This window comes from Cutibacterium avidum 44067 (assembly GCF_000367205.1).
Classification (GTDB): domain Bacteria; phylum Actinomycetota; class Actinomycetes; order Propionibacteriales; family Propionibacteriaceae; genus Cutibacterium; species Cutibacterium avidum.
In genome coordinates this window covers 2,389,373-2,404,170 of sequence record NC_021064.1, presented here as the reverse complement: position 1 = coordinate 2,404,170, position 14,798 = coordinate 2,389,373, and the positions used below count along the sequence as shown (strand labels likewise).

Here is a 14,798-nt window from a genome sequence, read left to right as displayed (position 1 = left end):
CTTGGAGCGTTACCCGGCACCGGCGCCCACCCGGACCACCAGTTTCCTCCGCCAGGCTGACGCCACTCCCCGCCCCCCATGACGATTTTCGTCAGTTCCCCGAGCCGCACGTCAGTCCAGATCCAGGACTACCCCTGTGGCGGGGAATTTCGCGCATCAGCTCTGGGATTGCCGAAGGCGACTTCGGAACGGAAGCACCGTCGATAGACTCCGGCGCATGGATTCGGCTGAAGCGATGAGTCTCCCCAAGGTCGTGCTGCACGATCATCTCGACGGCGGGTTACGCCCGGCGACGGTTCTGGACCTCGCTGCCGAGCGCGGCCGACCCGTCCCTGCCAACACGCCTGAGGGGCTTGCCGACTGGTTCCTCGAGGCCGCCGACTCGGGTTCCCTGGCGCGGTACCTCGACACTTTCACCGAGACGGTCGCCCTCATGCAGGACGCTGACTCCTTGCGCCGCATAGCGCGAGAATTCGTCGAGGACATGGCTGCCGACGGAGTCGTGTACGCCGAGACTCGATGGGCTCCCCAGCAGCATCTCGAAGGTGGTCTGACCGCCGCGGAGGCCACCGAGGCAGTCCAAGCCGGCCTCCTGGAGGGAATGACGTCCGCCTCCGAATCGGGCAAAACCATCATCGCACGACAGATCCTGTGCCTGATGAGACATCTCGACGTCCCGGACGATGTCGTCGACCTCGCCATCAACCATGCTCCCGGGGTTGTCGGCGTCGACATCGCCGGACCCGAGGACGGCTTCCCACTTGCTCCGTTCGCCGATGCTTTGGAGCGCGTCCGAGCGGCCGGAATCCACCTCACCGTCCATGCGGGCGAGGCAGCCGGCCCGGAGTCAGTTCTCGACGCCCTCGATCATGGGGCAGAGCGTCTCGGGCACGGGGTGCGCATCATCGAGGACCGCGATACATCTGGTTGGGGTCCGACGGCCCAGCGGGTGTTGTCCCGCCGGGTGCCGTTGGAAGTCTGCCCATCCTCAAACACCCAGACCGGCATCTGCCGCAGCATCGCTGATCATCCGTTGTGTGTGTTGTGGCGGGCTGGGTTCAATGTGGCCGTCAGTTGCGATAATCGTCTGATGAGTCGTACCACGACGTCACGGGAAGTGGCGTTGGCCGGCCAGGTCCTCACCTGGAATCGTGACGACGCCCTGCAGGTACAGCGCAACACTCTCCAAGCAGCGTTTTGCACATCGGCCGAACAAGAATCCCTCGCACCGCTGCTGAGGTGACCCATACCTGCGAACACGATCATGGGACGGTACCTCACCGATACCGCCCCACGATCATTCACCACCTCACAGAAGCTCAGAGACACACGAAACGTCCATACCCAAAGCCTCTCCTACACCAGCGGTATAGAGCTTGCCGTCGTGGGTCGTCAGGCCACGAGCCAGCTCCTTGCGCTTCTTGCAGGCATCCTTCCAACCTTCCTCGGCGATGAGGACCGCGTAACGCATGGTGGCGTTGGTCAGTGCGTAGGTCGAGGTGTGCGGGACAGCGCCCGGCATGTTGGCGACGCAGTAGAACACCGAGTCGTGGACCTTGAAGGTCGGCTCGGCATGGGTCGTCGGGTGGGAATCCTCGAAGCAGCCGCCCTGGTCGATGGCGATGTCGACGAGCACCGAGCCCGGCATCATCTGCGAGACGGTCTCGTTGTCGACCAGGTGCGGGGTACGAGCGCCAGGAACCAGCACGGATCCGATGACCAGATCCGACTCCTTGCAGGCTTCCTTGACGGCCAGCGGGCTGGAGAACTGAGTGCGGATACGTCCGCCGGTCACTTCATCGATGTAGCGCATTCGGGCGACGTTGACGTCATAAATGGTGACGTCGGCGCCCATGCCGTCAGCAACGCGAGCAGCGCAGAATCCGGCGACGCCACCGCCGAGCACCGTCACTCGACCGTTGCGGACACCGGAGCCACCGCCGATGAGCACGCCATTTCCGCCGGCAGGCTGCATGAGACAGTTCGCGCCGACCTGGGCTGCGAGTCGGCCGGCAATTTCCGACATCGGGGACAGCAACGGCAGGGAGTGGTCATCCATCTCGACGGTCTCGTAGGCGATCGAGGTGACCTTGCGCTTCAAAAGCTCCTCGGTGAGCGGACGATCCGCGGCCAGATGCAGGTAGGTGAAGAGGGTCAGCCCCTCATGCATGCGATGATATTCGTCCTCGATGGGCTCCTTCACCTTCAACACAAGATCAGCGTCATCCCACACCTTGTCAACATCATCAACAATCCTCGCCCCAGCACTCTTGAACTCGACATCCGAAATCCCCGAACCCGAACCAGCCCCAGCCTGCACCAACACCTCATGACCATGACTCACCAACGAATGAACCCCATCAGGGGTAACAGCCACACGAAACTCGTTGTTCTTGATCTCCGTGGGAATACCAACACGCATTGCACTTTCTCCTTTGACAGTGTGCTCGTCGACGTCATCGCCAACCAGCTGCGGGTAACACTTAGAGAATAAGCACTTGCACGGCTCAACCCAGCAGTCAGCAAGGCGAGCTCTTGACTCTTTCAAAAATCGTCCTGCAAACCTCGAGATCCGTTCATCCGGAGCTGGCACTGTTAGTGATCGCCTCTCTCGTGATCCCCGATCAGCGGAGGGCAGATGAACTCCCCGGTGGCACGGCCGGTACGGCCCAGAATCCATCCCATCGACTTGTGACTACGCATGTAGACGATGGTTTCAGCCGGAGCGAGACCTGGTATCGCCTCCGCGATCGCCGACTCGATCATGCCGATCCCGTTCTGGCGCTCCACCCGGAAGTTCACTCGCAAATTGTTGTTGCCAGTGATCCACATGCACGACCGCAGCGCCGGTTGCTGACGCAGCAACTCCAGCACTCTCGTCTTGTGATTGAGGGGGATGGTGGCCGTCCAGGTGCACTCCAAATTCCACCCGCCCAGCTCCGGGGAGACATCACATCTGAGCTGGATCTTCCGGTTGGTGAGCAGTTTTTGCAACCGGCGATGCAGGGTGCTGGCCGGAATGTCCAAGGTCCTGGCCAGGGAGGTCGCACTGGCACGTCCATCAGCCGCAAGCAACTGGGCCAGCTCACGATCCAAATCGTCTGGCGGCAGCATCCACAGCTCCCCCGGCTGCGGGCCCCTGGCAAGGGTTTTCTCCGACTTGGTGAGAGCATTGATGCGCCAAGAGTCCGAGCCGATGACCACTGAGGTCACCAGCGCGCTACGTGACCCATGGACGCCGCGCAGCCCGCAGATCCAGTCGATGACCATGTCGGAGAGAGTGGGAAGATCGGGCGCCACGACGGTGAGCAACAGGTCACGATCCCCCGTCGTCTCGTCGACACTGACGATCATCGGATTCGCGCACAAGGTCTTGATGACCTGGGGCAGGCTCTCGGTGTGACAGTCAACCTCGACGATGGCCGTCATCTGCTGATCGAGGTTCGGACAAGCGGTTATCCAGGCGATTCCGTCATCGACGAGACGCTGCCAGCGATGGGCAACGGTGGTTGGTGACATGCCCAGGACCTTGCCCACCTTGGCCCAGGTGGCACGCGGGTCGATCTGCAGGACATTGACAAGCCGTCGGTCCAGCTCTTCGTACATCTGTAGCAGGAGACATTGCACAAACATCCAGTGACAAAGTAGAGCCCTGACGGATCAACGAAGAGCCGTCGACCTGCACAGAACACAGGTCAGGGCAGGCCCCTTTGACTGCGGAAATGCCGCCAGCACAGTGCATGCACGGTGCCAGACAGTGACCAGTAAAGAAGCCGGCTCGCTTCAGCACCAGACATCGTCGTCAGGAGGAACCACAATGACCGCCACCAATCCCATCCGAGTCGTCCAGTGGGGTCTGGGAGCCATGGGCCAGGGAATGGCCAAACTCATCACGTCCAAGGATGGACTGGATCTTGTCGGGGCCATCGACGTCAACCCGGCCCTGGACGGTAAGGATGTCGGCGAAGTGCTCGGCATCGATTCCCTCGGAGTCCATGTCACGACCGATCCCTCCACCATCCTCGACTCCGACAAGGTCGACGTCGTCACAATCGCCACCACCTCGTGGGTACGCGACCAGATTGCTGACCTTCGCACCATCATCACTGCCGGAATCAACGTCGTCAGCATCGCCGAGGAGATGTCCTGCCCCGAGGCCCAGAACCCCGAGATGGCCAAGGAACTCGACGAACTCGCCAAGTCGCACGGCGTCTCAGCTGTTGGTGTTGGCGTCAACCCCGGATTCGTCCTCGACCACCCCCGAGGAGTTCAAGGCCGGAGTCGCCGACGGCTCCATCGTCGGCCACGTCGGCTTCCCGGAATCCATCCGACTCCTCAGCGACGCCCTCGGCCTCGGGGTCGACTCGGTCGAGCAGAACATCGAGCCCATCATCGCCAAGGTTGCCCGTCCTGCCCGCGACCGCACCGTCGAGCCGGGTCAGGTCGCCGGGTGCAACCACACGGCAGTCGGCCGTCGCGGGGACCAAGAGGTCATCCGACTCATCCATCCGCAGCAGGTCGCCCCGGAGGCCGAGGGACAGGAGACCGGCGACTTCATCACCATCACCGGCGTCCCGGACATCTCGATGTCGACCGGACCGGAGATCGCTGGCGGCAAGGCCACCGCGGGTATCTGCGTCAACACCATCCCACGCATCGTCGCCGCCACCCCCGGACTCAAGCGCATCATCGACCTGCCCTCGCCGTGTGCCCTCATGGGACCGTCGGCCTACGAGCGTCGCTGAGCGAGGTCATCATGACAGAGACTCTCAACACCACCCCGCAGGCGGACGATCCGGTCCCCGAAGGCACCTGGGTGGAGGTTCGCACCATCATCCTGCAGCCCTCCGAACGCGCCGCCGCCGTGCCGGCTGACACCGCCGCCACCCCCTCGTGCAGTGGATCAGTGGATTCCTCGACGAGGAGGCACACATCGGCGACGAGGCCACCATCACCTCAATCATCGGTCGGCATCACACCGGCGTCCTCGACCGCGTCAATCCCAGCTACAGCCACAGTTTCGGCCACACCGTGCCCGAGCTGTTGACGATCGGCACCAAGCACGAACCCATCACGTCCCACGGGAAGGAGGACCGGTCATGAGCAACTCCTATGACGACGTCATGGCTCGCCGCAGCGAAATCATGCGGCGTGCCCTCGCCCTGGACTACGACAGCTTCCAGCGCGGTGACCTGGTCTTCGACTACGACGCCCTGATGCCCTCCCCTGGCTATGACCTCGACGACGTCGCTCGCATCCAGGCCGAGACCAAGGTGGGTCACACCCCGCTGTACGAGCTGCATCGTCTGACCGAGGCCGTCCGCGAGATCGCCGAACCCGGCAAGGGTGCTCGGATCCTTCTCAAGGATGAGGCCGCCAATGCGTCAGGCAGCTTCAAGGCTCGTCGTGCCTCCTTGAGCGCTCACGAGGCCGAGGCCAAGGGATTTGCCGGCATGGTGACGGCCACCAGCGGAAACTACGGCGCCGGCGTCGCCTCCCAGGCCGCTCAGCGCGGACTGGCGTGCATCGTCATCCAGGAGATCTACGACTCCCGTCACGTCGGCCAACCCGAGATTGTCGAAAAATCCCGGGCTTGTGAGGCCTACGGCGCTGAAGTGATCAAACTGACGGTCGGACCGGAACTTTTCTACGTGCTGCTGCGCACACTGGAGGACACTGGCTATTTCAACGCCAGCCTCTACACGCCGTACGGCATCGCGGGCATCGAGACCCTCGGCGCCGAGATCGGTCACGAGGTGAAGCAGCGCTACGGACGCCAGCCCGACGCCGTCGTGGTCACCAATGCCGGTGGCGGCAACATCACCGGAACTGCCCGTGGCCTGCGCAAAGTGGGCTGTGACGAGACCGAGGTCGTCGCCGTCTCGGTGGATCTCACCGGGCTGCACATGGCCTCCGACCACGACTTCAACAACAAGTCGTTCGCCACCGGCCACACCGGTTTCGGCGTGCCGTTCGCCACCTGGCCCGACCGTGTTGACGTCCCACGCAACGCCGCTCGTCCACTGCGGTACATGAATGGCTACCATCTGGTCTCCCAGGGCGAGGTCTTCTACATGACCGAGCTCCTGACGAAGATCGAAGGTCTGGAGCGGGGCCCGGCCGGAAACACCAGCCTGACGGCCGCGGTCGCCATGGCTCGTCAGATGGATCGCGACCAGATCGTCGTCGTCCAGGAGACCGAGTACACCGGCGCCGGAAAGCACCACAACAGCCAGCTGTCCTTCGCCCGCTCGCGCGGTATCGAGGTCCGTCGTGGCGACCCTGCCGGCAACATCCCCGGCAAGGCCATCGTCATTCCGGAACGTCTCGACCAGGTCGGCACCCGTGCCCTCGACCTCGACAAGCTGCGTCGCAGCTACCTGCGCCACGCCAGCCAGGTGATGGCTCCGGAGGTGTGGGGAGACGCCGAGCTGGAGTTCCTGGCCGACGAGACCAACACCACCACCGATGCCGTCCGCCAGATCGGCGCTGATCTGGCCAAGGAAGGAGCATGATGTCCGACCCGGATCAGGAGCGCGTCGAACGCTACGAGGCCCTGCGTGCCGAGCTCGCCGACCTCGATGACGCTGCTCTCAAGGAACGCTTCTGGCAGCTGTGCGAGCAGGTCATGACCCCGGTCGTCGACCTCGCCCGCACCCACACCACACCATCGATCGAACGGTCCGTCCTGCTGCGCATGGGGATCGACTCCGTGACGACCCACGCCGTCGTCGAGAACGTCTTTGCCGCAGGACTGGGCGGCAAGGGGGCCGGCCACGCCGTACTGCGGTTGTCCCGTCGTGACGGCATGGACCTGCGCGACGCCGTCACCCGCATCGCCGAGGACCCCAAGTCCCTCGACGGACTGTTCGACGGCAGCCCACTGCCCCCGCAACGGCACCGACGGAATCCGAGGAAGGAGTCCCGGCATGACCATCCAAGATTGCGAACCTCTGGAACGACGGTGGCTTCTTCCCCAACGGAGTGATGGGATTCCTCGGCGGATTCCAGATTGCCTTCTTCGCCTTTGTCGGCATCGAGCTCGTGGGCACCGCCGCCGCCGAGACGAAGGATCCCTGCACTACCCTTCCCAAGGCGATCAACGCCATTCCTGTGCGGTTGGCCCTGTTCTACGTGCTCGCCCTGTTGGCCATCACCACTGTCATCCCCTGGCGCAAGGTGGTGCCTGGTGTCAGCCCGTTCGTGTCGCTGTTTGGCCTGGCCGGTTTCGGAGCTGCCGCCAGCGTGATGAATTTCGTCCTGCTCACCGCCGCGGCATCGTCAGACAATTCGGGGCTGTACTCCACATCGCGGATGATGTACGGCTTGGCTCTCGATGGTCAGGCTCCATCAAAGTTCCGAAAACTGTCGGGCAACAACGTCCCGCGCAACGCACTTGTCGCATCCTGCCTGCTGCTGCTCTGCGGCATCATCTTCCTGTACACCTCGGACTCGATCATGCAGGCTTTCGCCCTCGTGACGACCGTTGCCGCTCTGCTGTTCCTGTTCAGCTGGTCCCTCATCGTCGTCTGTTACATCGTGTACCGCCATAAGCGCCCCGATCTGCACGAGGACTCGGTGTACAAGATGCCTGGTGGCGTCCCGATGTGCTGGGGCGTGCTGACATTTTTCGCGATCAGCCTCGTCATCCTCGCCTTGGATCCGACGACGCGAATTGCAGTGCTCATCACGCCGATCTGGTTCGTCTTCATCGCTTCGATGTACTTCGTCTACCGCCACCGCACGCAGCGCAAGGAGGGGTCACGCTGACCGTCATCGACCTCTGGTCCGCAGAGCAGACACGCCCCGCGGGCCAGAGATGCTCTCTGGAAGCGGCCAGCCTCGATCGAGGTTCCTGACCACACAGACACGGTAGCTGTCCTGACGGGGTCAATGGTTGTTGATATGGGTTGATAGCCATCTCATTGGCGAATGGATCATTATAATGATTAGAAATCGACGAGCATGGCACCGCATTCCAACCACGACTATTTGGCCATCCTTTAAATGACGATCACCAGGGGTCGACCGGCCGGTGCTATGCTGCAAACAAATTGCATCGTGGAAGGCTGAGACACTGTCGATTCACCCTCACCGCGCGACTCTGACGTCCATTTCACGGAGGCGACACATGACTGGTTTTGGCGAAAATCCAGACGCTTCAGGGAACCCTCAAGCGCCGACGAGTGAGGCTTCCCTGACTGCGGATTCACCACATCCCAAGGAGCACGACGAAGTGCACCTCCACCGCAATCTGAGCAACCGCCACATCCAGCTCATCGCGATCGGTGGCGCCATCGGGACCGGCCTGTTCCTAGGATCCGGCAAAGCCATCCACGCTGCCGGACCAAGCATTATCGTGTCCTACCTCATCATCGGAACTATGCTCTACTTCGTCATGCGAGCCATGGGCGAGTTGCTCATGTACAACCTTGACTACAAGAGCTTCCAGGATTTCGCAGCCGATCTGATCGGCCCTTGGGCAGGATTCTTCCTGGGATGGACTTACTGGCTCTGCTGGATTGTCACTGGAATGGCCGAACTCATTGGAATCACCACTTACTGGGATTTCTGGATCAAAAACCATAGCCTCGCTACCTTACTAGCAGCTGCGACGCTCTTCCTGCTTCTCTGTTTAAATCTCCTCACTGTTAAAATGTTCGGTGAACTGGAGTTCTGGTTCGCACTGATTAAGATCATCGCGATTATCTCACTCATCATTCTTGCCATCGTGCTGGCAATCATTGGATTCAAGTCCCCCTCTGGGGGCGCCGCATCATTCACCAACATGTGGGATCACGGTGGATTCATGCCAAATGGATGGAGTGGGTTCTTCGCTGGATTCCAGATGGCGGCCTTCGCATTCGTAGGGATTGAACTCATCGGCACAACCGCAGCCGAGACCCAAGACCCTGAAAAGACGCTTCCCCGAGCCATCAGTGCTGTTCCGGCACGAATCCTCATCTTCTACATCGGCGCTCTGGCCGCGATCATGACGGCCGTGCCGTGGAACGAGGTCCGCCCGGATTCATCCCCGTTCGTACAGGTTTTGGGACTCGTCGGATTCACTGGGGCCGCCAGCGTGATGAATTTCGTCGTACTCACGTCCGCCGCATCGTCATCGAACTCCGGGATCTACTCCATTTCACGGATGCTCTTTGGCCTCGCGCATAAGAGGATGGCTCCGAGACAGTTTGGGCGCCTCAGTAAAAATGGCGTCCCGCGATGGGGGCTCGTCGTCACCGTCCTGGTTCTCAGCACGGCGCTTATCCTGGCGGCGTCAGAATCCTTCGTCGAGGCTTTCACTCTTGTGACGACAATTTCCTCAGTGCTGTTCATCTTTGTCTGGAGCATGATCGTCATCAGCTACATGAAGTACCGAAAGATTGCTCCGGACGCCCATTCAGCGTCGAAGTACCCCATGCCTGGTGGGCGCGGCATGTGCTGGGCGATCCTGGCGTTTTTCGTCTTCACCCTCGTGTTGCTGGCCCAGGAACCTGACACCGCCCGTGCTCTCGCACTCACGCCTCTCTGGTTCCTCATTCTCGGAATCGGTTGGTTCTTCGACCGTCACCACGCCATCCGCGACGACGCGGGGACCGACGATACCGATTAGAGAGGGACAGTTGAGCGACGATGATGACCAGCACGTTCTATCGGGATCGCACCAAATCTTGGCTGGTAGGGAACTGGACCCGAGTGCGAGGCACGATGACACACTGGTGCAACCGTCCCGCAATGGAGTGCCCGGAATGGGGCCGTCCGCCAGCCACGCGGACGTGGCCAGTTCCATCATTCCGTCATGCTTGCCGGCGCCGCCCTCCCCTATCCGTTGACCGCATCGCAATTTCTGACAGCTCAAAGGAGTTATGACACATGTCAAGATGCCCGTCGCCCTCACACGCCATTGTTGATCTGTCTGCCATCGCTGCGAACCTCGCCGTCGTCAGGAAACGGGCTGGTGACCGGAAGGTCCTCTTCGCCGTCAAGGCCGATGCTTATGGGCACGGCGCCGTCGAAGTCTCCCGCTATGTCGAAAAACATCACTGCGCTGACTGGCTCGCCGTCGCCACTGTCGCGGAAGGCCAAGAGCTGGTGGAAGCCAGCATCACACTCCCCATCCTCAAGCTCTCCCCCGTTGACCCCTGGGACCTCGATGCCGCTATCGAATCCGGCATGCGTCTCACGGTGGTGGATTTCGACTCCCTGGATGCAGTGAACTTTGCCGCCGGGAAACGGGGAGTTACCGTCAAGATCCACATTGCCGTCGATAGCGGTATGGGGCGTATTGGGTTGCGGCCGGAACAACTTGGCGAACTCACGGCCGCCGCGGATCGTGCCGAGAACGTCGAGGTCGAGGGAGTATTCACTCACCTGCCCATCAGTGACGTCCCCGAGGGAGAGGACTTCACGCGACGCGAGATAAGCACCTTCATGGATGCTGTATCCCGGATCGAGGCGGAGCGCGGACCCTTCCCACTGGTGCACCTTGCCAACTCCGGCGCCATCCTTGGGCATGACCTGGGACGAACGTCGATGGTGCGCGCAGGCATCGTCGGTTACGGATACGACCCCGACCCGCACGCTGATCGCGCCGAACTGCGCCCTGCTTTGTCCTGGGTGAGTCACGTCACCTTCGTCAAAACTGTCAATCCGGGCGACACTATTGGCTACGGAAGGACTTGGACCGCAGGCGAGACGACAAAAATCGCCACCGTGCCTGTCGGATACGCCGATGGGCTGTCGAGGGCGTTGTCGAACAAGGGGCGCGTGCTCATCGGAGGCGCTGTCCACCCCATCGTCGGTCGGGTGTGCATGGATCAGTTCATGGTCGACCTCGGCCCCGATCCGACTGCCACCGTGGGTGATGAGGTGGTTCTCATCGGAACCCAGGAAGACGAGGTCCTGACCGCCGACGACATGGCCGAGCAGCTCGGAACCATCAGTTACGAGATCACCTGTGGCATTTCGAAGCGGGTGGATCGTTATTGGACCGGGGAATGATGGGCTGATCGTCCCTGGGCTGCGTGGATAGCAACAAGCCACATCCTCACCTCATCCGCGCGTCGTGCCCCCTGCCCCCGAGCCCCATACCGGGCAAAATCCCCGCTTGGTGTGTGGTCACGTCACACCTCTGTCGCAACCACACACCAAGCGGGAAAACCCGGCACCAGGCCAACTGCCCGGGTCGCCGGGCCCAGCCCCTTGGCGTAAGCAGGGCCGCTCCGTCACTCGAATTGATAGTGTTCAACGACCTCGTCGATGCACGCACGGGCCATCTCAGCGTCCGGCATCTCGCAGAACACTCGTAGCAGGGGCTCGGTACCGGAGAAGCGAACAATGATCCACCCACCGTTGGCGAAGTACACCTTGACTCCGTCCATGTCGCTGATGTGGTCAATCTCGAGGCCAAAGTCGGGAAGATCCTTCTCCTCGTAGATGCGCTTCTTGAGCGCCTCCTTGTCCTCGGACGCGAAGGAGAAGTCATCCTCCACCATCTCGAGGCGACCGTAACGCTCCTCGATGTCGGCGTAGATCTGGGAAAGCTTCTTGCCCCGTTTGGCGATCATTTCCACCAGCAGGGTGCCCGCGTAGACGCCGTCCTTGCCCGCAATGTGTCCCTTGACGGTCAAACCACCCGAGGACTCACCGCCGATCACAGCGCCGGTCTCAGCCATCTTGGACGACACCCACTTGAAACCGACCGGAACCTCGTAGCACGTCTGCCCGTGGGCCTCGGCAACGCGATCGAGCAGGTGCGTCGTCGCGAGGTTGCGCACGCACCCGCCCTTCCAGCCCTTGTCCTCCAACAGGTACGTGTACAGCAGGACCAAGATCTGGTTGGGGTGGAGGAAATGTCCCTGATCATCGATGATACCGAGTCGGTCAGCGTCACCATCGGTGGCGATGCCGATGTCGGCTCCCCGCTCGACGACCTCCTGGGTCAACGCTTGCAGAGTCTTGGAGTTCGGGGAGGGGAGACGCCCACCAAAGAGGGTGTCGCGGCGCTCGTGAATGGTGTCGACGTCGCAACGAGCCGTCATGAGGATGGTCTGGAGGCAGGTGCGAGAGACTCCGAACATCGGGTCGAGGACAACCTTGAGGTGGGCGTGTCGAATCGCTTCGAGGTCGACATGGTCGAGGATCGCGTCGATGTACCAGTTCATCGAGGTTTGCACCTCGACCAACCCGTCACGAAGGGCGTCAGCGCGGTGTACGCGCTTGATGTCGGCTGGGCCGATGGAATTGGCGCGACGCTGGATGGGTTCAGTGATCTCCACCTTGGCGTCACGACCGCCCTCCGTGAACACCTTGAGTCCGTTGTACGTCGCGGGGTTGTGGGAGGCCGTGACCGCCATGCCATAGGCACAGTCCAGGTCGCGGACAGTCCACATGATCATCGGGGTCGGGGCAGGCCGGTCAATGATCCGAACGGTGAGCCCATTGGCCGCGAGCACTTCTGCCGCCCACCATGCGAATTCTGGGGAGAGGAAGCGTTGGTCGTACCCAATAACGACCGGGCGCTGCTGTTGATTCTCGTCATGTATACGATCTGAAAGCGCCTGAGCGACTCGCTCAACGTTGAAACGAGTGAAGGTATCCGCGATGATCGCTCGCCAGCCGCCAGTGCCAAATTCGATCTCGTCCGCCACGATTCAAGAATAAGCTGGAAAACGCCTTCAGGTTCCAGGACGACCGCGGTCACGAAGATCCGCTCACCACACCTGCGCGATGGCGAGATGGCGATGAGCGGACTCCCGGCTTTTCAGTCCAGGCGCCGAGCAGAGGGTCCCGGACGGGTGACGACAGTCGTCGCTTGGGACGCTTCTTCCGGGTACTCGTCGCGATACGAGGTGATCCATTTTTCGGCGAACTCCTTCGCCTCCGCGGACGGAACCAACGCCCACACCGAGCCGCCAAAACCAGCACCAAAGGAGGTTGAACCAACCGCTCCGAGATCATGCGCGATGCGCGCCAAGACGGCGGTCTGCGGAACCTGGTTGCCAAGAAGATCCTCGGCCGCTCGCTGAGATTCCTGGGCCATTCGACCGAACTCCTCGAGGTCGCCACACGATAGCGCCTTGGACGCCTCCGGGATGATCTTTTCGGACTCGGTCAGGAAATGATCCAGGCGTCGGGTGAGGTCCTCTCGATCCCGCACCACCTCGTAAAGCTTCTCGGCGTCAGGATCAACGGCAAGGACATCGCCGATGACCGCGTCATGACGACCAGTGTTCGAATTCCACCGACTGACGATCTCCCGAGTTGCCAGGGATGCTGCGTTGTAGAGATCCCGCGCAGCTCCGGTCTTCTCAGCCGCCACCCCAGAAACAATGACGACGAACGACATGTCCTCGGGGAACGGGACTCGTCTCTCCAGTCGGATCGGGCAGAAGCGGAATTGCCCGAGTTGACCGTCCTCGCTGCACACCATCGCCGTGTGGTCCTCTGAGCCGCCAAAAGTTCCCACGCCAGCGGCACCAGCAAGGTTCTTGAAGGTCATGCCGTTCTCGTGGCAGGCCAGGTATCCTGCCAGGTCAACGTCATCGGTGATGTTGTCTTGCCAAGCAGTGGTATCCGACAGCCCGTTGAAATCGGCCAGACCAAGCACAATCGCGCTGACCAGAGCTGACGAGGAGCTCATCCCGCTGGCAAGCGGCAGGTCGGAGGTCAACCGGATCCTCGCCGGGGCCAGGTCTCCAAAATTGGCCGTCAGGCGATCGAGTACGGCCTGCGCGTACCTGCCCCAATGCCCTGCCGGCAATTTTGGATCGTAGCCAGCTTTCAACGACAACTCACCGGGAGCTGCGTCGGTCGATGCCGTGAGCCCCCTGTCCCCTGGCTCCACCGAAATTGTAACGCCGCGATCCACTGCGGCCACCAACGTCGACCCACCGGCGTAATCGGTGTGCTTCCCGAGGACCTCGATACGCCCTGGAACGAACCACCGCGTCATAGTTTCACCTCGCGACCACCGAGCGCGTCAACCACCGAGGCGATGTCTCCACGGTTCGACATGTCAAGAACGCCCGCTTCGACGGGAACAACGGCAAACCGCTCGCCTTGCTCGACCATCCACCGCACCGCATCGACGATCTCGTACTCACCACGCGCAGACTTCTCGATGGAACGACAGGCTTCGAAAATTCTCGGGGTAAGCAGGAAGCAGTTCATCGAGACCAACGCGGTCTCCCCAGCAGCGTCAACAACTTCGGGGGCCGGCTTCTCGATGATATCGGCGAGCTGACCAGAATCGTCAGAATCCAGCAGAGCGAAGGCACGAATACGCTCCGGGTCGATGTTGGACTGATCGATCATGGCACGCTTCGTGAAGCCGAGCGTCGCAGATGCGGGTACTTCGCGAAGCCTGGCAACAGCGTCCTCGGGGTAGAAATTGTCCGAGTTCACAACAAGGACTCTGTCATCACCGGCGAAGTCCTCGGCGGCTGCAACCGCATCAGCAGTACCTAGCGGCTGCTCCTGAATCGCATATGTGATCTCGACTCGTGACTTCTCGCAAGAGTCGTAGTAATTGCGAATCAGATCGTGCTCCGGACCGATCACCAGACAGAATTGGTCAAACCCGGCATCTGCGAGGGAAGAAATCACATAATCGAGGAACGGACGGCCATCCAGACTGATCATTGCCTTGACGCCTGCCTGTGCGGCGCTTGCCTGTTCTGCAGTGAGGGAGACGCCCACAGCGGCCTTGCGCATGCGGGTTCCCAGGCCTCGAGCCATGATGACGGCCTTGCGAGGAGCTCGTTGTGTCACGGGATCGTGTGTCATGTGAGTAA

10 protein-coding genes and 3 pseudogenes are annotated in these 14,798 nt (G+C 61.4%); 8 read left to right on the top strand and 5 right to left on the bottom strand.

The window, feature by feature from the left end; translation table 11 throughout:
• Positions 1-217 precede the first annotated feature (217 nt).
• A complete protein-coding gene (locus PALO_RS10940; RefSeq protein WP_041710161.1) occupies positions 218-1,243 on the top strand; it encodes an adenosine deaminase in 1,026 nt (341 codons plus the stop codon).
• 66 nt (positions 1,244-1,309) lie between these two features.
• Here the strand turns inward: PALO_RS10940 and ald are convergent, their stop codons facing one another.
• Together ald and PALO_RS10930 are read right to left on the bottom strand one after the other, a co-directional pair.
• On the bottom strand, positions 1,310-2,422 hold the full coding sequence (gene ald / locus PALO_RS10935; protein ID WP_015583595.1) for an alanine dehydrogenase: 1,113 nt from the start codon (positions 2,420-2,422) through the stop codon (positions 1,310-1,312).
• 173 nt (positions 2,423-2,595) lie between these two features.
• Positions 2,596-3,606, bottom strand: coding sequence for an Lrp/AsnC family transcriptional regulator (locus tag PALO_RS10930; RefSeq protein ID WP_015583594.1), 1,011 nt, complete (start codon positions 3,604-3,606; stop codon positions 2,596-2,598).
• A 211-nt stretch (positions 3,607-3,817) separates the two neighbouring features.
• Here PALO_RS10930 and PALO_RS10925 point away from each other — a divergent pair.
• The 7 genes and pseudogenes from PALO_RS10925 to alr all read left to right on the top strand — a co-directional run bounded on the left by PALO_RS10925 (position 3,818) and on the right by alr (position 11,004).
• Positions 3,818-4,745: pseudogene (locus tag PALO_RS10925) on the top strand (Gfo/Idh/MocA family oxidoreductase).
• An 11-nt stretch (positions 4,746-4,756) separates the two neighbouring features.
• Positions 4,757-5,103, top strand: a pseudogene (gene ortA / locus PALO_RS10920) (2-amino-4-oxopentanoate thiolase subunit OrtA).
• On the top strand, positions 5,100-6,515 hold the full coding sequence (ortB, locus tag PALO_RS10915) for a 2-amino-4-oxopentanoate thiolase subunit OrtB (protein ID WP_015583592.1): 1,416 nt from the start codon (positions 5,100-5,102) through the stop codon (positions 6,513-6,515). The pseudogene ortA and the gene ortB overlap by 4 nt, the downstream one beginning before the upstream one ends.
• Entirely contained in the window at positions 6,512-6,988 is a 477-nt protein-coding gene (oraS, locus tag PALO_RS10910) for a D-ornithine 4,5-aminomutase subunit OraS (RefSeq protein ID WP_231097113.1), read from the top strand. Before ortB ends, oraS begins: the two co-directional genes overlap by 4 nt.
• Positions 6,934-7,770 (top strand): annotated as a pseudogene (locus tag PALO_RS10905) (amino acid permease); the annotation flags it as partial. The gene oraS and the pseudogene PALO_RS10905, both read left to right, overlap by 55 nt.
• Positions 7,771-8,131: 361 nt before the next feature.
• A complete protein-coding gene (locus PALO_RS10900) occupies positions 8,132-9,616 on the top strand; it encodes an amino acid permease (protein WP_036909904.1) in 1,485 nt (494 codons plus the stop codon).
• Positions 9,617-9,876: 260 nt separating this feature from the next.
• Positions 9,877-11,004 carry an alanine racemase gene (alr, locus tag PALO_RS10895; protein ID WP_015583588.1) on the top strand — a complete coding sequence of 376 codons (1,128 nt, stop codon included), beginning with the start codon at positions 9,877-9,879 and terminating at the stop codon, positions 11,002-11,004.
• A gap of 224 nt (positions 11,005-11,228) precedes the next feature.
• Here alr and PALO_RS10890 read toward each other — a convergent pair whose 3' ends face one another.
• The 3 genes from PALO_RS10890 to PALO_RS10880 all read right to left on the bottom strand — a co-directional run bounded on the left by PALO_RS10890 (position 11,229) and on the right by PALO_RS10880 (position 14,790).
• Complete coding sequence (locus tag PALO_RS10890; protein WP_004809919.1) at positions 11,229-12,653, bottom strand: phosphoglucomutase/phosphomannomutase family protein; 1,425 nt, start codon at positions 12,651-12,653, stop codon at positions 11,229-11,231.
• A gap of 113 nt (positions 12,654-12,766) precedes the next feature.
• Positions 12,767-13,957 carry a galactokinase family protein gene (locus PALO_RS10885; RefSeq protein WP_004809921.1) on the bottom strand — a complete coding sequence of 397 codons (1,191 nt, stop codon included), beginning with the start codon at positions 13,955-13,957 and terminating at the stop codon, positions 12,767-12,769.
• Positions 13,954-14,790 carry a nucleotidyltransferase family protein gene (locus tag PALO_RS10880; RefSeq protein ID WP_015583587.1) on the bottom strand — a complete coding sequence of 279 codons (837 nt, stop codon included), beginning with the start codon at positions 14,788-14,790 and terminating at the stop codon, positions 13,954-13,956. Before PALO_RS10880 ends, PALO_RS10885 begins: the two co-directional genes overlap by 4 nt.
• Positions 14,791-14,798: the final 8 nt, after the last annotated feature.

Coding starts and splice junctions, on each gene's coding strand:
- PALO_RS10940 (WP_041710161.1), top strand. CDS start 218: ATGGATTCGGCTGAAGCGATGAGTCTCCCCAAGGTCGTGCTGCACGAT.
- ald (WP_015583595.1), bottom strand. CDS start 2,422: ATGCGTGTTGGTATTCCCACGGAGATCAAGAACAACGAGTTTCGTGTG.
- PALO_RS10930 (WP_015583594.1), bottom strand. CDS start 3,606: ATGTACGAAGAGCTGGACCGACGGCTTGTCAATGTCCTGCAGATCGAC.
- ortB (WP_015583592.1), top strand. CDS start 5,100: ATGAGCAACTCCTATGACGACGTCATGGCTCGCCGCAGCGAAATCATG.
- oraS (WP_231097113.1), top strand. CDS start 6,512: ATGATGTCCGACCCGGATCAGGAGCGCGTCGAACGCTACGAGGCCCTG.
- PALO_RS10900 (WP_036909904.1), top strand. CDS start 8,132: ATGACTGGTTTTGGCGAAAATCCAGACGCTTCAGGGAACCCTCAAGCG.
- alr (WP_015583588.1), top strand. CDS start 9,877: ATGTCAAGATGCCCGTCGCCCTCACACGCCATTGTTGATCTGTCTGCC.
- PALO_RS10885 (WP_004809921.1), bottom strand. CDS start 13,957: ATGACGCGGTGGTTCGTTCCAGGGCGTATCGAGGTCCTCGGGAAGCAC.
- PALO_RS10880 (WP_015583587.1), bottom strand. CDS start 14,790: ATGACACACGATCCCGTGACACAACGAGCTCCTCGCAAGGCCGTCATC.